General features: G+C 71.7%; 20 protein-coding genes and 1 pseudogene. 3 read left to right on the plus strand and 18 right to left on the minus strand.

Going from position 1 to position 21,845, the window contains the following annotated elements:
• Positions 1–53: 53 nt before the first annotated feature.
• The 3 genes from LO931_RS13550 to rimP are packed head-to-tail and all read right to left on the minus strand — an operon-like array spanning position 54 to position 1,865.
• On the minus strand, positions 54–368 hold the full coding sequence (locus tag LO931_RS13550; RefSeq protein WP_229054250.1) for a YlxR family protein: 315 nt from the start codon (positions 366–368) through the stop codon (positions 54–56).
• Positions 365–1,402 carry a transcription termination factor NusA gene (gene nusA / locus LO931_RS13555; protein WP_229054251.1) on the minus strand — a complete coding sequence of 346 codons (1,038 nt, stop codon included), beginning with the start codon at positions 1,400–1,402 and terminating at the stop codon, positions 365–367. Before nusA ends, LO931_RS13550 begins: the two co-directional genes overlap by 4 nt.
• Position 1,403: 1 nt before the next feature.
• Positions 1,404–1,865 carry a ribosome maturation factor RimP gene (gene rimP / locus LO931_RS13560; protein ID WP_229054252.1) on the minus strand — a complete coding sequence of 154 codons (462 nt, stop codon included), beginning with the start codon at positions 1,863–1,865 and terminating at the stop codon, positions 1,404–1,406.
• 133 nt (positions 1,866–1,998) lie between these two features.
• On the opposite strand from rimP, the gene LO931_RS13565 reads away from it, so the two are divergent.
• Together LO931_RS13565 and LO931_RS13570 are read left to right on the plus strand one after the other, a co-directional pair.
• Positions 1,999–2,433 carry a hypothetical protein gene (locus tag LO931_RS13565; protein WP_229054253.1) on the plus strand — a complete coding sequence of 145 codons (435 nt, stop codon included), beginning with the start codon at positions 1,999–2,001 and terminating at the stop codon, positions 2,431–2,433.
• The gene (locus tag LO931_RS13570) at positions 2,430–2,813 is read left to right on the plus strand and encodes a DUF4439 domain-containing protein (protein ID WP_229054254.1); all 384 of its coding nucleotides are present in this window, start codon (positions 2,430–2,432) and stop codon (positions 2,811–2,813) included. Before LO931_RS13565 ends, LO931_RS13570 begins: the two co-directional genes overlap by 4 nt.
• A 5-nt stretch (positions 2,814–2,818) precedes the next feature.
• Here LO931_RS13570 and LO931_RS13575 read toward each other — a convergent pair whose 3' ends face one another.
• From LO931_RS13575 to LO931_RS13645, 15 genes and pseudogenes are all read right to left on the minus strand, one after another.
• Positions 2,819–4,819 (minus strand): primosome assembly protein PriA, encoded by a 2,001-nt coding sequence (locus LO931_RS13575; protein ID WP_229054255.1) that lies wholly within the window; start codon positions 4,817–4,819, stop codon positions 2,819–2,821.
• A gap of 188 nt (positions 4,820–5,007) precedes the next feature.
• A complete protein-coding gene (metK, locus tag LO931_RS13580; RefSeq protein WP_229054301.1) occupies positions 5,008–6,198 on the minus strand; it encodes a methionine adenosyltransferase in 1,191 nt (396 codons plus the stop codon).
• 181 nt (positions 6,199–6,379) lie between these two features.
• Positions 6,380–7,588 (minus strand): bifunctional phosphopantothenoylcysteine decarboxylase/phosphopantothenate--cysteine ligase CoaBC, encoded by a 1,209-nt coding sequence (coaBC, locus tag LO931_RS13585; protein WP_229054256.1) that lies wholly within the window; start codon positions 7,586–7,588, stop codon positions 6,380–6,382.
• Positions 7,589–7,612: 24 nt separating this feature from the next.
• Positions 7,613–7,909: a DNA-directed RNA polymerase subunit omega gene (gene rpoZ, locus LO931_RS13590; protein ID WP_229054257.1), complete on the minus strand. Its 297-nt coding sequence runs from the start codon at positions 7,907–7,909 to the stop codon at positions 7,613–7,615.
• Between the two features lie 78 nt (positions 7,910–7,987).
• Positions 7,988–8,575 (minus strand): guanylate kinase, encoded by a 588-nt coding sequence (gene gmk, locus LO931_RS13595; RefSeq protein ID WP_229054258.1) that lies wholly within the window; start codon positions 8,573–8,575, stop codon positions 7,988–7,990.
• The gene (mihF, locus tag LO931_RS13600; RefSeq protein WP_229054259.1) at positions 8,568–8,888 is read right to left on the minus strand and encodes an integration host factor, actinobacterial type; all 321 of its coding nucleotides are present in this window, start codon (positions 8,886–8,888) and stop codon (positions 8,568–8,570) included. Before mihF ends, gmk begins: the two co-directional genes overlap by 8 nt.
• A gap of 60 nt (positions 8,889–8,948) precedes the next feature.
• Positions 8,949–9,386, minus strand: coding sequence for a hypothetical protein (locus LO931_RS13605; RefSeq protein WP_229054260.1), 438 nt, complete (start codon positions 9,384–9,386; stop codon positions 8,949–8,951).
• 2 nt (positions 9,387–9,388) lie between these two features.
• The gene (pyrF, locus tag LO931_RS13610) at positions 9,389–10,207 is read right to left on the minus strand and encodes an orotidine-5'-phosphate decarboxylase (RefSeq protein WP_229054261.1); all 819 of its coding nucleotides are present in this window, start codon (positions 10,205–10,207) and stop codon (positions 9,389–9,391) included.
• On the minus strand, positions 10,204–13,557 hold the full coding sequence (gene carB, locus LO931_RS13615; RefSeq protein WP_229054262.1) for a carbamoyl-phosphate synthase large subunit: 3,354 nt from the start codon (positions 13,555–13,557) through the stop codon (positions 10,204–10,206). Before carB ends, pyrF begins: the two co-directional genes overlap by 4 nt.
• Before the next feature lie 605 nt (positions 13,558–14,162).
• A pseudogene (gene carA, locus LO931_RS13620) lies at positions 14,163–15,284 on the minus strand (glutamine-hydrolyzing carbamoyl-phosphate synthase small subunit); the annotation flags it as partial.
• The gene (locus LO931_RS13625; RefSeq protein WP_229054263.1) at positions 15,281–16,585 is read right to left on the minus strand and encodes a dihydroorotase; all 1,305 of its coding nucleotides are present in this window, start codon (positions 16,583–16,585) and stop codon (positions 15,281–15,283) included. The gene LO931_RS13625 and the pseudogene carA, both read right to left, overlap by 4 nt.
• Positions 16,582–17,541 (minus strand): aspartate carbamoyltransferase catalytic subunit, encoded by a 960-nt coding sequence (locus LO931_RS13630; RefSeq protein ID WP_229054264.1) that lies wholly within the window; start codon positions 17,539–17,541, stop codon positions 16,582–16,584. Before LO931_RS13630 ends, LO931_RS13625 begins: the two co-directional genes overlap by 4 nt.
• Positions 17,538–18,164 (minus strand): bifunctional pyr operon transcriptional regulator/uracil phosphoribosyltransferase PyrR, encoded by a 627-nt coding sequence (gene pyrR / locus LO931_RS13635; protein WP_229054265.1) that lies wholly within the window; start codon positions 18,162–18,164, stop codon positions 17,538–17,540. Before pyrR ends, LO931_RS13630 begins: the two co-directional genes overlap by 4 nt.
• A 116-nt stretch (positions 18,165–18,280) precedes the next feature.
• Complete coding sequence (locus tag LO931_RS13640) at positions 18,281–18,916, minus strand: trimeric intracellular cation channel family protein (RefSeq protein WP_229054266.1); 636 nt, start codon at positions 18,914–18,916, stop codon at positions 18,281–18,283.
• 55 nt (positions 18,917–18,971) lie between these two features.
• Entirely contained in the window at positions 18,972–20,822 is a 1,851-nt protein-coding gene (locus LO931_RS13645; RefSeq protein ID WP_229054267.1) for an acyltransferase family protein, read from the minus strand.
• 352 nt (positions 20,823–21,174) lie between these two features.
• Between LO931_RS13645 and LO931_RS13650 the strand changes: the two genes are divergently transcribed.
• Positions 21,175–21,845 (plus strand): DUF222 domain-containing protein (locus tag LO931_RS13650; RefSeq protein WP_229054268.1); only part of this gene is annotated, 671 nt, incomplete at its 3' end.

The raw sequence follows: 21,845 nt of genomic DNA on the forward strand, positions 1-21,845 counted from the left end.
GTGCTCATGAGCAGAGTGCTCCGCTTCCGGTCGGGGGGCTGGGCCCCTCTTGGTCAGGTTCTGGTGGTCCCGGTGCCGGTTTCTGGGCCTGCCAGGTCGTCGATCAGGCGGAGGTCGAGCTGCCCCTTCACGCGGAGGGCCCGCCCGAACGCCTTGCGACGCCGTGCCAGGTCCAGACACCTGGGATCAGGGTGCAGATGCGCCCCGCGTCCCGGCATCGACCGCCGCGGATCAGGCGTGACCACCGTGGTGGCGTCGGCCCGGACCGCGACGATGCGGACCAGTGCGGTCTGGGGCGCCCGCTCTCGACAACCGATGCACGTGCGCCAGACCGCTCTCGAGTCTACCTCGTCCGCGGTCGGGCTCACTCCACTGGTGCCGTGTCCGAACGGATGTCGATGCGCCAGCCCGTCAGCTTGGCGGCCAGGCGGGCGTTCTGGCCCTCCTTGCCGATCGCGAGCGAGAGCTGGAAGTCGGGCACGACCACCCGGGCGGCGCGGGCCGACTCGTCGACGACGGTGACGCTCGTGACGCGCGACGGGGACAGGGCGTAGCCGATGAACTCCGCCGGGTCCTCGGAGTGGTCGACGATGTCGATCTTCTCGCCGTGCAGCTCGTGCATCACGTTGCGCACGCGCGAGCCCATCGGGCCGATGCAGGCGCCCTTGGCGTTGACCCCGGGGATGGCCGCCCGCACCGCGATCTTGGTCCGGTGGCCGGCCTCGCGGGCGATCGCCATGATCTCGACCGATCCGTCGGCGATCTCCGGCACCTCGAGCGCGAACAGCAGCCGCACGAGGTTCGGGTGGGTGCGCGAGACCTTGACCTTGGGGCCGCGGGTGCCCTTCTCGACGTCGTAGACGTACGCCTTGATGCGCTCGCCGTGGGCGTACTTCTCGTCGGCGACCCGCTCGGTGGCGGGCAGCAGGGCCTCGACCCGGCCGAGGTCGATCAGGACGTCGCCGGGCACACGTCCCTGCTGGATGATCCCCGACACGATGTCGCCGACCTTGCCCGAGAACTCGCCGAACGTGCGGTCGTCCTCGGCCTCGCGCAGGCGCTGCATGATGACCTGGCGCGCGATCGACGCGGCTGTGCGACCGAAGTCGTCGGGCGTGTGGTCGAACTCCTCGCTGAACCGCGGCGCGGGCGGGGCCGCGGGCTCGCCGGCGGAGTCGGAGTCGGGATCGGCCGGCTCGGCCGGGGGCGTCTCGAGGCGCTCGCGCGCCATGACGGCGACGTGGCCCGTCCGTCGGTCGAGGACGACCCTCGACTGCGGCAGTGCACCGGGCACCTTGTGGTAGGCCGAGAGCAGGGCCTGCTCGATCGCGTCCACGACGACGTCGAAGGAGATGTCCTTCTCGCGCTCGAGGGCGCGCAGGGCTGTCATGTCGATGTCCATCTCAGCCGTCCTTTCGGTTCAGCTCGACCTGCACCACGGCGGTGCGGATCTCGGAGTAGTGCACCTGGCGGTCCACCTGGGCGACCGTCACGGTCGCGGCGTCGTCGTCGGCCTCACGGATGCGTCCGGTGAACCGGTCGCCGTCGATGGGCGTGATCGCGACGAGGCGGCCACGGTTGCGCTGCCAGTGACGCGGCAGCGTGAGCGGTCGATCGGTTCCGCGCGAGGTGATCTCGAGCGTGTACGCCCCGGAGCCGACGGCCTTCTGGGCGGCGGGGTCCTCGTCGAGCGCGAGCGAGATCTCGCGGGTCAGCGGGCCGAGCGCGTCCAGGTCCACGCCACCCTCGGCGTCGACCACGATCCGCAGCATGCGGCGCTGGCCGCCGCCCAGCGTCACGTCGTCGAGATCGAGGCCGTGAGCCCCGACCACGTCGCGCACGACATCGGTGATCCGGTCGTCCATCGCGTCTTCTCCTCGCCCAGATGGGTCACGGGGTGGTCGCGGTGCCGAGATCCGATTGTGGGGTTCGATTGTCGGCACCTGCGAGCAGGTGTCTCGACCACCCTACCGTTTCCCGGTCGGCTAACCTGCCACCGTGACGCGCCGACGAACCCTGCTGCTGGGCGGTGCCGCGGCGGTCGGTGTCGTCGCGGTCGGTGGCGTCGCCGCGACCGGACGACTGGACGACGTGGCCCGCGAGCTGGGTCTCGACCCGGTGCCCCAACCCGCCGAGGGTGACACCGCCCTGCTGTCGGAGGCCGCCGAGGACCAGGCTCGACTCGTCGCGGTCGTCGGCTCCCTCTCCGCCACGCTCGTGCCCCTGCTGGAGGAGCACCTGGACGCGCTCGGCGGCGCGGCGACCTCCACGGTGGCTCCGGCGCCGGACCTGGCCAGCGCGCGCGCCACGCTCGCCGCGGCCGCGAGCGTGCGCCGCGACCAGTCCGAGGCGGCGGTGTCGCCCGACCTGGCCCGCACACTCGGCTCGATCGCCGCCGCGCTGTCGCTCATGGGTTCGGGAGTCGTCGCGTGACCGGCCAGCTCGAGCAGGTGCTCGCCCTGGAGCACGAGGCGGTGTGGACGTACGGACTCATCGGTGGCGGGTTCGCCCCGCTGCGCGACCAGGCCGAGGCCTCGTTCGCGGCGCACCGCACCGAGCGCGACCGTCTGCTGGCGGTCGTGGAGGACGCGCTTCCGCCGCAGGTCGCCTACGCGCCGGCGACGATCGCCGACGAGGCTGCCGCGCGCCTGCGCGCCCAGGACGTGGAGGCCCGCCTCGCGGCCGCCTGGAGCGCCGTCATCGGCTCCACGACCGGGTCGGACCGCACCGAGGCGATCGACCAGCTCGTGGTGGCCGAGGCGGCGCGCCTGGCCTGGGGTGGCTCCCCCGCCGCCTTCCCCGGCCTCGACTGACGGGCTCAGAAGGCCAGCGGGTCGACCTGCACCCGCACCGGCGTGGCCTTGGCGGCGCTGCGCTCGGCACTGACCTGGCGCAGCGCATCCGAGAGAGCCGGACCCTCGGACCGCGGGGCACGCAGCACCAGGCGGACGACCGAGGGGTCGCGGGGATCGGCGGGCACCGGACCGAGCACCTCGGTGTGCGGGGTCCAGGTGCGGTCGGCGAGCGGACCGAGCACGTCAGGCGAGGCCTCGAGGGTCGCGAGACGTCCGAACGGAGGCAGGTGGGTCTCACGACGCTGCTCGAGCTCGCGACGGGCCAGACCCACCGGGTCGGCGCGCACGAGCGCCTGCAGGGCGCCCGGGTCGCCGACCGCGATCGCCCGCCCGCCGGGTGCCGCGAGCGCGAGGGCGTTGAACCACCGACGGTGGGCCTCCTCGACCACGCGCACGTCGTCGCGACCGAGGGCTAGCCAGGTGTCCATCAGCACCACGACGTCGTACCCGCCGGCCACGTGCGGCTCCGCGCCCGGCGTCGCCAGGACGATGCGGCGGCCGGGCTCGACGTCGGCCAGGACGGTCTCGCCACCGGACGTGACGACCTCGTGGTCGGGAAAGGCCCGCGTGTACTCCTCGGCCGTGCGCAGCTGACCGACGACGGGCGCCCGCAGACGCCGAGAGCCACAGTGCGGGCACGACCAGTCGGGCGCCGGCGTGGCGCACCACCGGCAGACGAGCTGGGCCTTCGACGCGAGCTGGGCGAGCGGCCCTGCACACGCCGAGCACCGCGCGGGCTCCCGACAGCCCTGGCACGAGAGCGAGGCCCGATAGCCACGCCGGGGCACCTGCACCAGGACCGGCCCCTCGGCCTCGCGGATCGCCCCGAAGACCTCTGACGGCAGTCGCGCCGGGGCGGACCCGTGGGTCGAGCCGTCGGTGACGACCGGTCGGGTCCAGGCGGAGCGCCGCACCGCGTCGTCGATCTCGAGCTCGACGCACCAGCCGGAGTCGACCAGCGCCTGCGCCTCGGCGCTGCGGGCGTGGGCGGCGAGCAGGACGCCGGCGTCCTGCTCGTGCGCGCGGGTGAGCAGGACCTCGCGGGTGTGCGCGTACGGTGCGCGAGGCTCGGCGAAGAGGTCGTCGCCGTCGTCCCACGTCGCGACGAGGCCGAGGTGGTGCACCGGAGCCCAGGCGGCGGCCCGGGTGCCGAGCACGACCTGCACGTCACCGCGCCGGGCGCCGAGGAACGCGCGGTACCGCGGCGAAGGGCCCTGCCCGGCCGCGAGGACGACGTGGCGGCCCGGCCCCAGGACCTCGGTGAACGTCGCGTCCCACCGGGCGAGGTCGGCGGCGTCGGGCACGCACACGATCGATCCGCGTCCCGCGTGCAGCGTGGCCAGGACGGCCTGGGCGACCACGTGCGCGGGATCCTCCGTCGGCAGCACGCTACGCACGGCGCGCGCCGGACGGCCGTCGCGGAGTGCACCGAGGTAGGACGCGGCACCGGGCACGACGGCCCATCGGCCGGCGTCGACCTGCGGGAGGTCGTCGGTCGGCGGTACCGGCCGGCTCGCGGCCTCCGCGCGGGCGTGACGGGGCGGGATCGCGAGTCGCAGGACGTCGCCGACGGTGCCCGCCCAGCGGTCGACGACCGATCGCGCGAGGCCGAGGACCTCGGGGGCGAGGACGGGCTCGGACGAGAGGACCTTGGCGAGCGGTGCGAGCACTCCCTCGTGGTCGGACGCCGCGACGCGCTCGAGCAGGTAGCCGTCGGTCTGACGACCGGCGAAGCGGACCTTGACCCGGCATCCGGGCACGGCGGTCTCGTGCAGCGTGGCGGGCACCAGGTAGTCGAAGGGGCGGTCGAGGTGGGCCAGGCCGGTGTCGACCTGCACCCGCGCGACCGAGAGCTCGGGCGCGGGCTCCGGCGGTGCCTTCCGCGCATCGGCGACGGGCTTTGGCGCGGGAGCGGCCACGGAGTCCGGCAGCACCCCCAGATCCAGCTGCCCGTCGTCAGTCACCCGGCTGTTCTACCAGCCCCCACCGACCTGACCGCTCGCGAGAGACTTTGTTGGTGCACAGGAGAGACTTCTGTTCCTCGTGTGCACCAACAAGGTCTCTCGCGAGGGGTAACAAAGTCTCTCGCGAGGGGTACGGATGCGAACGGCCCCCGTCCCACGAGGGGACGGGGGCCGTTGCGTGCGGCAGGTCAGGCGCCGGCGGCCTTGCGGAGCGCGTCCGCGCGGTCCGTGTTCTCCCACGGCAGGCCCGGACGGCCGAAGTGGCCGTACGCGGCGGTCTGCGCGTAGATCGGACGCAGGAGGTCGAGGTCGCGCACGATCGCGCCGGGACGCAGGTCGAAGACCTCGAGCACGGCGGCGCGGATCGTCTCCACCGGGACCGTCTCGGTGCCGTAGGTGTCGACGTAGAAGCCGACCGGCTTGGACACGCCGATCGCGTAGGCGACCTGCACCTCGACCTTGGTGGCCAGGCCGGACGCGACGACGTTCTTGGCGACCCAGCGCATGGCGTAGGCGGCCGAGCGGTCGACCTTCGACGGATCCTTGCCCGAGAACGCGCCGCCGCCGTGGCGGGCGTAGCCGCCGTAGGTGTCGACGATGATCTTGCGGCCGGTCAGGCCCACGTCGCCCATCGGGCCACCGATGACGAAGCGCCCGGTGGGGTTGATGTGCAGCTTGTAGTCGCTGGAGTCGATGTCGTACTGCGCCAGGACCGTGTCGATGACGTGCTTCTTGATGTCGTTCGGGAGCTGGTTCTCCAGGTCGACGCCGTCCTCGTGCTGGGTCGAGACCACGACGGCCTCGACGCGGACCGGCTTGTCGTCGTCGTCGTACTCGATGGTGACCTGGGTCTTGCCGTCAGGACGCAGGTACGGCAGCGTGCCGTCCTTGCGGACCGCCGTGAGCTGCTCGGCCAGACGGTGCGCGATCGTGATCGGCAGCGGCATCAGCTCGGGGGTCTCGTCGACCGCGAAGCCGAACATCAGGCCCTGGTCGCCGGCGCCCTGCAGGTCGAGCGGGTCGGTGGCACCGCCGACGCGGCCCTCCTCGGCGGTGTCGACGCCCTGCGCGATGTCGGGCGACTGCGCGTCGAGCGTGATCTGCACACCGCAGGTCTCGCCGTCGAAGCCCTTGACGGAGGAGTCGTAGCCGATCTCGAGGACGCGGTCACGCGCGATGCGCGCGATGTCGGCGTAGGCCTCGGTCGTGACCTCGCCACCCACCACGATCAGGCCCGTGGTGATGAAGGTCTCGGCAGCGACGCGGCTCTTCGGGTCCTGCGCCAGCAGGGCGTCGAGGACGCTGTCGCTGATCTGGTCGGCGATCTTGTCCGGGTGACCCTCGGTCACGGACTCGGACGTGAAAAGTCGGCTCACAATGCTCCTGATCTGGTTGAGGCACGGCATGTGTGGGGGCGCACCCCGTGGCACGAGGCGCTCGCGTACGACGCCGAGGCCTCGCACAGTCTAGACAACGTCTCATGTGACGGTGCGTTATCCCATCACCTGGGACGAGGTGTCCCTCACGTGAGACGCCCGTGCGGCCGTCCCAGGCGGGGCGTCACGAGGACAGCTGCTGCGCGACCTCGTGCCAGATCTCGTGGGCAAGTGCCGACTTGTGCCCGAACGGCACGGGGCGCGAGCTGCCGTCGGCCGACAGGATGACCGCCTCGCTGTCGGCTTGCCCGAACACCTTGCCCCCACTGACGTCGTTGACGACGAGCAGGTCGCAGCCCTTGCGGGCCAGCTTGGCGCGGGCGTGGTCGATGACGCTGCCGTTGGCGTCGCCGGTCTCGGCGGCGAAGCCGACCACGACGGGACTGCTCGCCGCGGCACGCTGCTGGACCACCTCGACCAGGACGTCGGGGTTCTCGACCAGCTCGATCGTGGGCGCCTGGCCGTCGGGGCGCTTCTTGATCTTGGCGTCGGCGAACGACGTGGGCCGGAAGTCGGCGGGCGCCGCCGCCATGACGACCGCGTCGGCCGACGCGGCGTGCTTCAGCGTGGCCTGGCGGAGGTCCTCGGTCGAGACGACCTCGACGAGCTCGACACCGGCCGGCGGCGGCACGGACAGGTTCGCGGCCACGAGCGTGACCGACGCCCCTCGGGCGACCGCGGCCTCGGCGAGCGCGACGCCCTGGAGGCCGGACGAACGGTTGCCCAGGAAGCGGACGGGGTCGAGGTACTCGCGCGTGCCTCCGGCCGTGACGACCACGTGGCGCCCCGTGAGGTCACGTGGATGCCCGGCCAGCAGCGCGACAGCGGCGGCGTAGATCTGCTCAGGCTCGGGGAGACGCCCGGCGCCCGTGTCGGCGCCCGTCAGACGCCCGACGGCCGGGTCCAGGACGACCACGCCGCGGCTGCGCAAGGTGGCGACGTTCGCCTGCGTCGCGGCGTGCTCCCACATCTCGGTGTGCATCGCCGGCGCGACCAGCACGGGACACCGTGCGGTCAGGAGGGTGTTGGTGAGGAGGTCGTCGGCCATGCCGGCCGCGGCCTTCGCCACGGTGTTGGCCGTGGCGGGCGCGACGACGACCAGGTCGGCGTGCTGGCCGAGGCGCACGTGCGGCACCTCGTGGACGTTCTCGAACACGCCCGTCTGGACGGGGCGGCCCGAGAGGGCCTCCCACGTCGCCCGGCCCACGAACTCGAGGGCGGGCTCGGTCGGCACGACGGTGACGCCGTGACCGTGCTCGGTGAACAGCCGTACGAGGAGCGCCGCCTTGTACGCGGCGACTCCCCCGCTCACGCCGAGGACGATCTCGCTCATCGCGTCACCTTCGTGCGGAGTGGATCAGGCCTTGGGCTTGGCGGCCGCGTCGACGGCCTCGGGGTCGATGTCCTCGACCGTCAGCAGGTCCGCGTTGATCTCGCGCATCGCGATCGACAGCGGCTTCTCCTGCACGTGCGTGTCGACCAGCGGGCCGACGTACTCCAGCAGGCCCTCGCCGAGCTGCGCGTAGTACGCGTTGATCTGACGGGCGCGCTTGGCGCTGTAGAGCACCAGCTTGTACTTCGAGTCGGTCTTCTCGAGCAGGTCGTCGATGGGCGGGTTGGTGATGCCGTGGGCGACGGAACGCGTGGTGGACACAAGGACCTCACAGTGGTCGGAGTCGGGGTGCAGGTGCTGGGTGCACCTGCCGGGCGCAGGTCGACCTGCAGAACGGGGTCAGCCCGCGTCAGGGGCCGATCGGAGCAACTCTACCAACTCTTCGCACGCCGACTCGACATCGGTGTTCACGATCGTCACGTCGAACTCCCCCTCGGCGGCCAGCTCCTCGCGCGCGGTCTCGAGCCGACGGGCGCGCTCCTCGGGCGACTCGGTGCCGCGGCCGACGAGCCGGCGCTCCAGCTCCTCGAACGACGGAGGGGCCAGGAAGACCAGCAGGGCGTCGGGCATGGCCGCGCGCACCTGGCGCGCACCCTGGAGGTCGATCTCGAGGAGGGCGGGGGAACCGGTGCGCAGCTGGGCCTCGACGGCGGCCCGCGGAGTGCCGTACCGGGCTGCCTTGTGCACCACGGCCCACTCCAGCAGGCCGCCGGTCTCGACGAGCCGGTCGAACTCGGCGTCGTCGAGGAAGTGGTAGTGCTCCCCGTCGACCTCACCGGGCCGTGGGGCACGGGTCGTGGCCGAGACCGAGACCCAGATGTCGGGGTGGTCGCGACGCACACAGGTCGTGACGGTGCCCTTGCCGACCGCGGTGGGTCCGGCGAGCACGACGAGACGGGAGGAAGCGGCAGGTGCGGCTTCAGTCACGGTGCCCGAACTCGCGCAGCAGCGCCTGGATCTGGTTCGCACCCAGACCACGGAGGCGGCGGCTGTCGGCGATGCCGATGCGCCGCATGATCTCCTGCGCCTTGACCTTGCCGACACCCGGCATCGACTGCAGCAGGTCGACGACCCGCAGCTTCGCCACGACCTCGTTGGCCCGCGCCTCCGCGATGACGTCGGCGATCGAGGCACCCGACGTCTTGAGTCGGTGCTTGATCTCGGCCCGGAGCTGGCGCGCGGCGGCGGCCTTCTCCAGCGCAGCCTGTCGCTGCTCGGCGGTCAACTTCGGAAGAGCCACGCTGTCACCTCGTCTAGGTCCGTCGGTGGCGACGATCCTACTGTCACCGACCGGTGCGCTCTACGCACCGGGAGTCTTCAACGTGATGTCGCAGTCGTCGGTCACGTCGTCCGCGATCGCGCGCCGCTGGGTGGCCGTGTCGTTGAACGCCTGGTAGGCGTTGCGCAGCTCCGTGGTGTCGCCCTCGGACAGGTCGACGACGTCGCCGTGGGTGAGCTCCTCGACGGGCACGCCGGCCACCGACTCGGCGGCCAGCAGGGCCTCGACGGACTCCGCGACCGCGGCGTAGTCGTCCTGCACGTGGGTGGGAGCCTGCTTCTCGATCGCGCGCAGGGCCTCCCCCAGCGCCGTGAGCGACGCCGTCGTCATCGCGACGTCGTCGAGGGCGCCCCGCTGCTCCTCCACGGTCGTGCAGTAGGCGCTGGTGCCGCAGGACGTCAGCAGGGTCGCCGTGGCCACGACGGCCACGCAGGAGGACAGACGGGAGGCGACGCGCACGCTCACGAGGATACGAGCTGAGCGTTGACCTTCCGGGCCGACGCGCGGAGGGCCTCGGGATCGGGCCCGGCCCGCAGCACGCCGCGCGAGGAGGACGGCAGCACCTGGTCCCACACGGCTCCGAAGAGTCGGTGCAGGTCCTCGACCGTGCCCCCCTGCGCGCCGAAGCCGGGCACCAGCAGAGGTCCGTCGATGGCCAGGTCCTCGGTCGTCTCGCCGATCGTCGCGCCGACGACCGCGCCGAAGGACCCCAGGGGTGCGGTGTCGGCGTTGAGGGCCGCCAGCTGCGCCAGCACCGAGCCGGCGACCGTGCGGCCGTCGGCCGCAGCCGCGTGCTGGAACTCCGGTCCCTCCGGGTTGGAGGTCAGGGCCAGCACGAACACGCCGGCGTCGTTGCGCTCGGCCTCGGCGAAGAACGGCTCGAGCGAGCCGAACCCGAGGAACGGGCTCACCGTGACCGCGTCGGCGGCCATCGGCGCGTCGTCGTCGAGGTAGGCCGCGGCGTACGCGGCCGCGGTGCTGCCGATGTCGCCACGCTTGACGTCCAGCACCGTGAGGGTGCCGGTGTGCCGGAACGCCTGCAGCAGCCACTCCAGCACCGCCACGCCCCGCGAGCCGAAGCGCTCGAAGAACGCCGACTGCGGCTTGACGAGGCCGACCTGTCCGGCGAACGCCTCCACGCACACCTCCGCGAAGCGCTCCAGCCCCTCGACCGAGTCACCGACGCCCCACTCCTCGAGCAGCGAGGCGTGGGGGTCGATGCCGACACACAGTGGCCCGTAGGCCTGCCGCGCCGCCTGCAGCCGTCGACCAAAGCTCATGCGTGGGCTCCGGCGTCGATCGCCTGCCTCGACTCCCCCACGGCCGCCCAGTCCTGCAGCGAGCGGACCTCGAGACCGCCGTCGATCAGCGCCTCGATGCCCTGCACCGCGGCAGCCAGACCCTGCACCGTCGTGATGCACGGGATGCCCTCGGCGATCGCCGCCGTGCGGATCTCGTTGCCGTCGATGCGGGCGTTGGCGCCCGACGAGACGCCGTGCGGCGTGTTGATGATCAGCTGCACGTCCTGGGCGTGGATCTTCTCGACGATCGTCGAGCGGGTCTCGCCCGCGAGCGGCTCCTCGGCGAGCTTACGCACCTCCGAGGTCTGCACGCCGTGACGACGCAGCACCTGGGCGGTGCCCTTCGTCGCGAGGATCTCGAAGCCCAGGTCGGCGAGACGCTTGACCGGGAAGATCACGTTGCGCTTGTCGCGGTTCGCGACCGACACGAACACCTTGCCGGACGTCGGCAGACCGTTCTGCGCTCCCGCCTGGCTCTTGGCGAACGCGGGACCGAAGCCGGCGTCGAAGCCCATGACCTCACCCGTGGACCGCATCTCCGGACCGAGCACCGTGTCGACGTAGGTGCCGTCGTAGGTGCGGAACCGGTTGAACGGCATCACCGCCTCCTTGACCGCGATCGGCGAGTCCTCGTGGATGATGCCGCCGTCGCCCGTGGCCGGCAGGACGCCGGCGGCCCGCAGCTCGGCGATCGACTCGCCGAGCATGAGGCGCGACGCCGCCTTGGCGAGCGGCGTGTTGGTGGCCTTCGAGACGAACGGCACGGTCCGCGACGCCCGCGGGTTGGCCTCCAGCACGAACAGCGTGTCGGACGCGAGGGCGAACTGGATGTTGATCAGGCCGCGCACGCCGACGCCGGCCGCGATGGCCTCCGTCGAGCTGCGGATGCGGTCGATCTCCAGGGCGCCCAGCGTGATGGGCGGCAGCGTGCACGCCGAGTCGCCCGAGTGGACCCCGGCCTCCTCGATGTGCTCCATGACCCCGCCGAGGAACAGCTCGGTGCCGTCGTACAGCGCGTCGACGTCGATCTCGATCGCGTCGTCGAGGAACCGGTCGACCAGCACCGGGTGCTCCGGCGAGATCTCGGTCGCGCGCTGGATGTAGTCGGCGAGCGTCGCCTCGTCGTACACGATCTCCATGCCGCGTCCGCCGAGCACGTACGACGGACGGACCAGCACGGGATAGCCGATCTCGTCGGCGATCTCCTTGGCGCCCTCGAAGGTCGTGGCGAGGCCGTGCTTCGGCGCGGGCAGACCGGCCTCGGCCAGCACCCGGCCGAACAGGCCCCGGTCCTCGGCCAGGTCGATCGCCGACGGGCTGGTGCCCACGATCGGGACGCCGGCCTCCTCCAGGCCCTTCGCAAGGCCCAGCGGCGTCTGGCCGCCGAGCTGCACGATGACGCCCGCGACCGGGCCGGCGACGCGCTCCGCGTGGTAGACCTCCAGCACGTCCTCGAGCGTCAGCGGCTCGAAGTACAGGCGGTCGGAGGTGTCGTAGTCGGTCGAGACCGTCTCGGGGTTGCAGTTGACCATGACGGTCTCGTAGCCGGCCTCGGACAGCGAGAGGGCCGCGTGCACGCACGAGTAGTCGAACTCGATGCCCTGACCGATGCGGTTCGGACCGCTGCCGAGGATGATCACGGCCGGCTTCTCGCGCGGTGCGACCTCGGTCTCCTCGTCGTACGACGAGTAGTGGTACGGCGTCTTGGCCGCGAACTCGGCGGCGCACGTGTCGACGGTCTTGTAGATCGGCCGCACGCCCAGCGCGTGGCGCACACCGCGCATGACGTCCTCGCGGACGCCGCGGATCTCGGCCAGCTGGGCGTCGGAGAACCCGTGCCGCTTGGCGCGACGCAGGATCTCGGGACGCAGCTCGACGGCGTCGCGGACCTCGGTCGCGACCTCGTCGATCAGCACGAGCTGGTCGACGAACCACGGGTCGATGCCGGTGGCCTCCTGGACCTCCTGCGCCGTCGCGCCCGCGTGCAGCGCGTGCATGACCTTCTGCAGGCGACCGTCGTGCGGACGGGCGATCTCGGCCAGCAGCGCCGCCCGGTCGCCCGGCTGCGAGGGCCAGGTGAACTGGGCGCCGGCGCGCTCGAGCGAGCGGAGCGCCTTACCGAGGGCCTCGCTGAAGCTGCGACCGATCGACATCGCCTCGCCGACCGACTTCATGTGGGTCGTCAGGGTGTCGTCGGCGGCCGGGAACTTCTCGAACGCGAACCGCGGGACCTTCACCACGACGTAGTCGAGCGTCGGCTCGAAGCTTGCCGGGGTGCCGTAGCCGCCCGGCGTCGACGTGATGTCGTTCGGGATCTCGTCGAGCGTGTAGCCGATCGCGACCTTGGCCGCGATCTTGGCGATCGGGAAGCCGGTCGCCTTCGACGCCAGCGCGCTCGAGCGTGAGACGCGCGGGTTCATCTCGATCACGACGATGCGGCCGTCGGCCGGGTTGATCGCGAACTGGATGTTGCAGCCGCCGGTGTCGACGCCGACCTCGCGGATCACGCCGATCGAGATGTTGCGCAGACGCTGGTACTCGACGTCGGTCAGGGTCATGGCCGGCGCGACCGTGATGGAGTCGCCGGTGTGGACGCCGACCGGGTCGAAGTTCTCGATCGAGCAGACGATCACGACGTTGTCGGCGCGGTCGCGCATGACCTCGAGCTCGTACTCCTTCCAGCCGAGGATCGACTCCTCCAGGAGCACCTCGGTGGTGGGGCTGAGTGCGAGACCCGAGCCGGCGATGCGGTGCAGGTCGGCCTCGTCGTACGCCAGGCCCGACCCGCTGCCGCCCATCGTGAACGACGGGCGCACGACGACCGGGTAGCCGAGCTGCTCGACCGCGGCCAGGCACTCGTCCATCGTGTGGCAGATCGCCGACTGGGCGACCTCCGCGCCCCAGTGGGCGGGCAGGTCCTCGACGATCTTCTTGAAGATCTCGCGGTTCTCGCCCTTGTTGATCGCCTCGATCGAGGCACCGATCAGCTCGACGCCGTACTTCTCGAGCACGCCGCGCTCGTCGAGCTGCATCGCGCAGTTGAGGGCGGTCTGACCACCGAGGGTGGCCAGGACCGCGTCGGGGCGCTCCTTGGCGATGACCTTCTCGACGAACTCCGGCGTGATCGGCTCGACGTACGTCGCGTCGGCGAACTCCGGGTCGGTCATGATCGTGGCGGGGTTGGAGTTGACGAGGATGACCCGCAGGCCCTCCTCGCGCAGCACGCGGCACGCCTGGGTGCCGGAGTAGTCGAACTCGCACGCCTGTCCGATGACGATCGGGCCGGAGCCGATCACCAGGACCGACGAGATGTCGTCACGCTTCGGCATCAGGCCTCCTCGTCGGTGTCGTTGCTGGGGGTCGTGGGTCGGTCGGTGCGGATCGGCGGACCGGTGGGCGGCCCGGCGGTCGGCCGGCCCCCCTCGTCAGGCTCCGGCACGTCGAACGGTGGCGGCTCGCTCGCCCACGCGATCACGGTCTCGCCCTCGGGCGCCGGAGGCGTCTCCGAGAGGTCGAGGTCGTCCGAGGACGGGTCGCCCTCGACCGGGGTCCACCCCAGCGACTCGGGGGCGACCTCCGCGACCGTCTCGGCGTCCGGCTCGGGCTCCGCCGGCGGGGTCCAGCCGAGGGTCTCGGGGGCGGGGGCCCACCCCAGCGACTGCGGCTCGGCCTCGTCGGCGGCCTCGGTCTCAGGCTCTGCGGCGGGCTGCTGCGACGACGCCGTGCCGGCCAGGAGGGCGGCGAGGTCGATCGGAGCCGCGGGCTCCGCGTCGACGGACTCCGCGTCGTCGATCGACCCCGCGTCGACGGGCTCAGGGGCGTCGATCGGCTCGTGGTCGGTCTGGGAGTCGTCGGCCGAGTCCTCGGTCTGCAGCTCCTCGTCCGGGTCCGTCGACGGGGGCGTCTCCTCGACGACCTGGGCACCGGCACGCGGACGGCTCATGAGCTCGACGAATCGGTCGAACAGGTACGAGGCGTCGTGCGGGCCGGCGGCCGCCTCGGGGTGGTACTGCACGCTGAAGGCCGGGGCGTCGAGCAGCGCGATGCCCTCGACGACGTCGTCGTTGAGGCCCACGTGCGTGACCCGACCCGGGCCGTACGGCGTGGAGAACTCGCCCTCGAGCGGGGCCTCCACCGCGAAGCCGTGGTTGTGGCTCGTGACCTCGACCTTGCCGGTCGTGAGGTCCTTGACCGGCTGGTTGATGCCGCGGTGGCCGTACTTGAGCTTGTACGTGCCGAGACCGAGCGCGCGGCCGAAGAGCTGGTTGCCGAAGCAGATGCCGAAGTACGGCACTCCCGCGTCGAGCACGCCTCGCAGCACCTCGACCGGACCCTCGGCGGCCGAGGGGTCGCCCGGGCCGTTGGAGAAGAACACGCCGTCGGGGCCACCGGGCGTGACGCCCAGGACGTCGTCCAGCGTCGCGGCGGACGGCAGCACGTGGACCTCGATCCCCCGCTCAGCCATGAGCTTGGGGGTCATGCCCTTGATGCCGAGGTCGACGGCCGCGACGGTGAAGAGCTTCTCCCCCACCGCGGGCACGACGTAGGTCTCGGTCGTGGACACCTCGCCGGCCAGGTCGGCGCCCGCCATCGACGGCGCCTGGCGCACCCGCTCGAGCAGGAGGTCGGGGTGCGTCGTGATGGAGCTGATGCCCGCGCGCATCGCGCCACGTTCGCGCAGGTGGCGCGTCAGCGCGCGGGTGTCGATGCCCTGGATGCCGACGACCTGCTGGTGCTCCAGGAACTCGTCGAGCGTGGCCTCGCTGCGCCAGCTGGACGGGACCCGTGCGGGGTCGCGCACGACGTAGCCGGCGACCCACACGCGGCTCGACTCGTTGTCGGTCGAGTTCACGCCGGTGTTGCCGATGTGCGGGGCCGTCTGCACGACGATCTGCCGCTGGTACGACGGATCGGTCAGCGTCTCCTGGTAGCCCGTCATGCCGGTGTTGAAGACGATCTCGCCGATCGTCTCGCCGACCGCACCGTAGGACTCGCCGCGGAAGGTGCGACCGTCCTCGAGGACGAGGATCGCCTCGGTCGGACTACCGGTGCTCATGAGCGGACCTCCTGGAGTTGACCGTCGAGGACGGTGGGGACGCCACGCAGGAACGTGGCGACGACGCGACCGGGGAGCTCCCGACCGGCATAGGGCGTGTTCCGCGACAGCGAGGCGGTGTCGGCCGGAGTGATCGTACGGGTGGCTTGGTCGTCGTAGAGCACGACGTGGGCCGCCTCGCCCACCGCGATCGGTCGGCCGTGGCCACCACCGACACGGCTGATGTGCGCCGGGGCGGCCGACATGCGCTCGGCGACCTGCGCCCACGTCAGCAGACCCGTGTCGACCATGGTGTGCTGCACGACGGAGAGGGCGGTCTCGAGGCCGATCATCCCGAAGGCGGCCGCCGACCACTCGCACTCCTTGTCCTCCATCGGGTGCGGTGCGTGGTCGGTCGCCACGATGTCGATCGTGCCGTCGGCCAGGCCCTCGCGGACCGCCTCGACGTCGTCGGCGGTGCGCAGGGGCGGGTTGACCTTGTAGATCGGGTCGTAGCCCCGCACGAGGTCGTCGGTCAGCAGCAGGTGGTGCGGCGTGACCTCGGCCGTGACGTCCCACCCCTTGCTCTTGGCCCAGCGCACGATCTCGACCGAGCCTCGGGTCGAGAGGTGGCAGACGTGCAGGCGGGAGCCGACGTGCGCCGCGAGCACGCAGTCGCGGGCGACGATGGCCTCCTCGGCGGCGGCCGGCCAACCGGTCAGGCCGAGCTCGCCGGACACGAGCCCCTCGTTCATCTGAGCGCCCTCGGTGAGCCGCGGCTCCTGCGCGTGCTGGGCCACGACGCCGTCGAACGCCTTGACGTACTCCAGGGCCCGGCGCATCAGCACCGCGTCGGACACGCACTTGCCGTCGTCGGAGAACACGCGGACGTCGGCCGCGGAGTCGGCCATCGCGCCGAGCTCGGCGAGCTGCGTGCCCCCGAGACCCACCGTGACCGCGCCGATCGGCTGGACGTCACAGAACCCGGCCTCGCGGCCGAGGCGCCAGACCTGCTCGACGACGCCCGCCGTGTCGGCGACCGGATCGGTGTTGGCCATCGCGTGCACGCACGTGAAGCCGCCGCGCGCGGCCGCCTGGGTGCCGGTCAGCACCGTCTCGGCGTCCTCACGACCCGGCTCGCGCAGGTGCGTGTGGAGGTCGACCAGGCCGGGCAGCGCGACGAGGCCCGTCGCGTCCACCTCGATCGCCCCGTTCAGGTCGAGGTCCGCGCCGATCGCGGTGATCACGCCGTCCGCGATCGCGATGTCGGTCGGCTCTCCGCCGAGGATCCGTGCGTTCCGGATCAGGTACTGCTCGCTCATGAGCCTTCTTCCTCGTTCGTGGCCCCGCCGACCAGCAGGTAGAGCACGGCCATGCGGACCGCCACTCCGTTGGTGACCTGCTCGACGATGACCGAGCGGCCGGAGTCGGCGACGTCGGCCGTGATCTCCATGCCGCGGTTCATCGGACCGGGGTGCAGGACGATCGCGTGGTCGGGCAGGCGGTTCATGCGGGTGGTGTCGAGCCCGTACCGGCGGCTGTACTCGCGCTCGGTCGGGAAGTAGGAGGCGTTCATGCGCTCGCGCTGGACCCGCAGCATCATGATCGCGTCGGCCTTCTCGAGCGACTCGTCCAGGTCGTAGGACGTCTCGACCGGCCAGGTGTCGACCCCGACCGGCAGCAGCGTGGGCGGCGCCACGAGCGTCACGTTCGCGCCGAGCGTGTGCAGCAGCAGCGCGTTGGAGCGCGCAACCCGGCTGTGCAGGACGTCACCGACGATCGTGACGTTCTTGCCCTCCAGATCGGCCCCCACGCCGCCGCCCGGCATCAGGTGGGACCTCATCGTGAAGGCGTCGAGCAGCGCCTGGGTGGGATGCTCGTGCGTGCCGTCGCCGGCGTTCACGACGGCGCCGTTGGTCCATCCGGCGGCCGCGAGCCGGTGCGGCGCACCGGAGAAGTGGTGCCGGATGACGACGGCGTCGGCACCCATCGCCTGCAGGGTCAGGGCCGTGTCCTTGAGGCTCTCCCCCTTGGAGACGCTCGAGCCCTTGGCCGAGAAGTTGATGACGTCGGCGCTGAGGCGCTTGGCGGCGGCCTCGAACGAGATGCGGGTGCGGGTCGAGTCCTCGAAGAACAGGTTGACCACGGTGCGTCCACGCAGGGTGGGGAGCTTCTTGATCGGCCGCTGGGCCACGCCCAGGAGCTCGGCCGCGGTGTCGAGCACGCGGATGGCGTCCTCGCGGGTGAGGTCGCCGGCGCTCAGCAGGTGCTTCTTCACGCCGCACCCCCGTTCGGTGCCGAGCCGACGATGCCGACGGAGTCCTCGACCTCGTCGACCTCGGCGAGCCGGACGCGCACCTTCTCGGTCAGCGCCGTGGGCAGGTTCTTGCCCACGAAGTCGGCCCGGATGGGCAGCTCGCGGTGCCCGCGGTCGATCAGCACGGCGAGCTGCACGGCCCGCGGCCGGCCGAGGTCGCCAAGCGCGTCGAGCGCGGCACGGATCGTGCGGCCGCTCATCAGCACGTCGTCGACGAGCACGACGATCTTGTCGTCGACGTCGTCGGGCATCTCGGTGTGCTCGAGCGCACGAGCCGGCTTGAGCCGCAGGTCGTCGCGGTACATCGTGACGTCGAGGGCACCGGCGGAGATGGCGCGGCCCTCGACCTCGCCCATGCGGCGGGCGATGCGGCGGGCGAGCGGGACCCCACGCTTCGGGATGCCGAGCAGGACGACCTCGGCCGAGCCGTGGTTGCGCTCGAGGATCTCGTGCGTGATGCGGGTCAACGCGCGGGAGATCTCGCCGCTGTCGAGGACGGTGCGTGCGAGGGCCGGCGGCACGGGGTCGGATCGCTCAGGATCGGGGCGCGCGGCAGCATCGGGTCCGTCGTCAGGCGTGACCATGCTGACCTCCTTCTCCGCCTCACGGGACGGCCGTTAAAGGATGTCGTCTTTCGGGCGTCAGCCTACCAGCGCTCGACCGTCGATCGGCACCCCCTTGGCCGCGTCCCGACGCGCCGTCAGGCCGGCCGTCGGTCCCCCGGCCGCGGCAGCGTCCAGTCGTACCGGATGGCCAGCACGCGCAGCACGAACGTGACCGCGACAGCCGACCACCGAGCCACGTCGCGGTCGAGGTCACCCGCGTCGAGCGCCACGAACAGGGTCGCGCCCGCGATCGCCGTGAGGGCGTAGACCTGACCCACCAGCACGAGCGGACGCTGGCCCGCGAGTACGTCACGGATCACGCCTCCCCCGACGCCGGACACGACGCCGAGCATCACGGCGACCTCCCGCTCGAGGCCCGCCGAGAGCGCCAGCGTGGTGCCGAGCACGGTGAACACGGCGAGGCCCGCCGCGTCGGCCACGAGCACCAGCCGGAGACTGTCCGGCTCGTGGCGAGGGCTCCAGTGCGCCACGGCTATCACGAGCACCGCGGTCGCCAGGGCGCCCCAGATCGGCCAGGGCTCGGTGACCCAGCCGACGCCGTCGCCGATCAGGAGGTCGCGGATCGTCCCGCCGCCGATGGACGTGACCGTCGCGAGCACGACGATGCCCAGCCAGTCCATCCCCGCCCGGACGGCGACGGCCGCCCCCGAGAGCGCGAACGCCACCAGCCCCACGAGCTGCAGGGCAGAGAAGGCGTCGAGGTCCGGCACGCCCAGCACGCTAGTGGACCGGGTCCCCCACGGTCGACGCCACGGCCTGGCGTGGTCAGCAGGCGGCGAGCGACTGGTCGATCAGGTCGTTGAAGACGTTCTGCCCCTGGGCGTTGGGGTGCACGCCGTCCGAGGCCGTGAGCCCGGCGTTCTGGGTGGCGACGATGTTCCAGTCGACCAGGTGGACGTTGTCGTGAGCGGCAGCGGCCGCGCCCACGGTCTGCATCGCCTGCTCCGACCACGAGCGGCCCGGCACGGAGGGCACGACGAGCGCCACCTGGCGTCCCGCGAGCTCGTTCGTGAGCAGCGCCTCCAGGTCGGCCGGGTCGATGATGCCGTTGGTGCCGGTCGCGATCAGCACGGTCTGCTGGAGCTGCCCGGCCGCTGCGGTCTGACGGATCGCGGTAGCGACGTCGCCGTACTGCCAGCCGACCGCGGCGACGGCGGTCGTGCCCGGGCGCCGCCCGGCGAGCACGGGTGCGATGGCCACGGTGACCGAGTCGCCGAACGCGCTGAGCGGCGTTCCGGGCGGGACGGACTGGCACAGTCGCGCCGGCTGCGCGGGCAGCGGCTGCACCATGGGTTCCGGGACGGTGTCCAGGTCGTCGACCGAGTCGACCGCGACCTCCTCACCGGCGCTGAGCAGTGTCTCGACCTCCGACTCCGACGGCGCCTGCGAGAGGGCAGCACCGGCCAGCACGAGGTAGGTGCTGACCATGGTGGCGACGAGTCGGGCGACGACCGCGTCGCGACCGTCCTCGCCCCGGAGGACGCCGAACCAGCCGCGGAACGTGGCGCGGATGCCGTCCCGCCGCATCGGCACCTCGACGAAGCGGTACGAAGCCGCGGCCATGAGCAGCGCCACCACGAGGGCGACACCCGCGGCGGCCTCGGCGTCGTCGGGGTGCGCCAGACGGACCGCGAACACGATGAGCGGCCAGTGCCACAGGTACAGCCCGTAGGACCGCTCCCCGATCCAGCGCAGCGGCAGCCAGCCCAGACCGGCCGCGACGGGCCCGGGCGTGGTCGCGGCGAGGATCACGGCGACGGCGGCGAGGTTCAGCAGGGCGAGCCCGCCGAGGAACGTGACTGCGGAGCTCCAGGCCACGAAGACGGAGAACGCGCCGATGACCAGCAGTCCGACCACGCCGGCGGCGGTGCGGAGCCGCGACGACCGCGCACCCGCGCCGTCGAGGCCGGGCTCGAGCAGGTGGGGCACCCGGCTCAGGGCGAGGCCCGCGCCGAGCAGCAGACCGAACGCGTGGGAGTCGAGTCCCATGTAGGCGCGGTTCGGCTCGCCGACCTGGTACCAGAAGGTCATCAGGCCGACCGACACGAGCGCGAGCGCGACGGTGACCTGCTGCGTGCGGCGGCGCGCCATGACCGCCAGGGCACCCACCACGAGCAGGGGCCACAGCAGGTAGAACTGCTCCTCGATCCCGAGCGACCACAGGTGGTTGAGCAGCGGCGGCAGGTGCGAGTCCGTGTACGACCAGCCCTGGTGGATCTGGATCCAGTTGCTGGTCCAGGTCAGGGCCCCGAGGACCTGGCTGCGCAGCCCGGCGCCCGTGTCGTTGCCGACCAGGACGGTGAGTCCCGTGACGACGACCAGCATCGCGAGCAGTGCCGGCACGAGGCGACGGATGCGCCGCACCCAGAAGCGGCCCAGCTGCACACGACCGTGCTCGTTCTTCTCGCGCAGCAGCAACGTCGTGATCAGGAATCCGCTGAGCACGAAGAACACGTCGACACCGGCGAATCCACCCGGCAGGCGCGACGGGAACGCGTGGTACGCGAGGACGAGCAGCACCGCGACGCCGCGGAGGCCGTCGAGGCCGGGCAGGTGCGAGCGAACAGCAGCCGTCGTGCGGATGGTTGCCCGGTCGACCGTGGCAACCGCGGTCACGCCATCGCCTCCCACGCCCACGTAGCCGCGGACCGGGCGAGCCGGTCGACGCAAGGCGGGGTGAACGAGGGCATGAGTGGTATCCCATCATGCTTCGTAACTCGATTTCACCTCTGGGTGGCGTGATCCTCGTCGTGTCGCTGGAACGCCCGCGTGGGATTGGTTGGATCGGTTCGGCGCGTCCTCATGACGAGCCGGCAAGGACGACGCGGGCACCCCGGGCCCTGAGGTGCGAGCAAGGAACGAGCGAGCCTCGAAGGGCAGGCCTGTACCGTCCGATCGGACTGGAACTGCAGCGAATTATCGCGATCCGACTCTTGTCTTCGAACGCCTGTTCGAGTAGAATCAGATCATGAGTTCAGCGGTCACGGTGCAGGCGCTTCGCGAAGCCGCGCACGCCCTGAACTCCGGCGCCCACCGCACCGCGTTGCGTGCGATCCAGGTCGCTCAGGATGCGTTGGATGCGGCGAAGGCGCACCACCTGGCCGAGATGGATCGCACGGCCGAGTTCGAGCTTGACGGGTCCTCAACGATCACCGCCTGGTCGCGTCTGCACTTGCGTCTGGATGCGAAGCAGACCAAGTCCTTGATCGTTGCCGACGCCACCATGCGCGACCTCCCCCAGGTCGCAGAAGCTGCGACCGCAGGCCAGATCCGCCTCGAGCACGTCAAGCTCTTCACCTTCGGCATCAAGCACATCAGCCCGCAGATCATCAGCAACGCCCAGCCCTGGCTGCTCGACGTCGCTCGCACGAACGAGCCGGTCGAGCTGCGGCGTGTGGTCCGCAAGCTGCGCGAGGCTGTGTATCCCGACGAGCTGGACGAGGCGTGGATCAAGGGCATGGCCAAAGAGGACTTCCAGCTCTCACCTGTCCCGGACGGGTGGCACCTGACGGGCTTCCTCAACACGCTGACGGGCGCGAAGTTCAAGGCCGTCCTCGACTCCTTCTCCATCCCCGTCACCAAGAATGACGACCGCTCCAGCGCCGAACGCCGCGTCGCATCCCTCGACAAGATGATGAC

Origin of the sequence: Aeromicrobium sp. Leaf350, assembly GCF_916858655.1 — a bacterium.
Taxonomy (GTDB): domain Bacteria; phylum Actinomycetota; class Actinomycetes; order Propionibacteriales; family Nocardioidaceae; genus Aeromicrobium.

Coding starts and splice junctions, on each gene's coding strand:
- rimP (WP_229054252.1), bottom strand. CDS start 1,865: ATGGACGACCGGATCACCGATGTCGTGCGCGACGTGGTCGGGGCTCAC.
- carB (WP_229054262.1), bottom strand. CDS start 13,557: ATGCCGAAGCGTGACGACATCTCGTCGGTCCTGGTGATCGGCTCCGGC.
- coaBC (WP_229054256.1), bottom strand. CDS start 7,588: ATGAGCGAGATCGTCCTCGGCGTGAGCGGGGGAGTCGCCGCGTACAAG.
- pyrR (WP_229054265.1), bottom strand. CDS start 18,164: ATGGTCACGCCTGACGACGGACCCGATGCTGCCGCGCGCCCCGATCCT.
- LO931_RS13625 (WP_229054263.1), bottom strand. CDS start 16,585: ATGAGCGAGCAGTACCTGATCCGGAACGCACGGATCCTCGGCGGAGAG.
- pyrF (WP_229054261.1), bottom strand. CDS start 10,207: ATGAGCTTTGGTCGACGGCTGCAGGCGGCGCGGCAGGCCTACGGGCCA.
- nusA (WP_229054251.1), bottom strand. CDS start 1,402: ATGGACATCGACATGACAGCCCTGCGCGCCCTCGAGCGCGAGAAGGAC.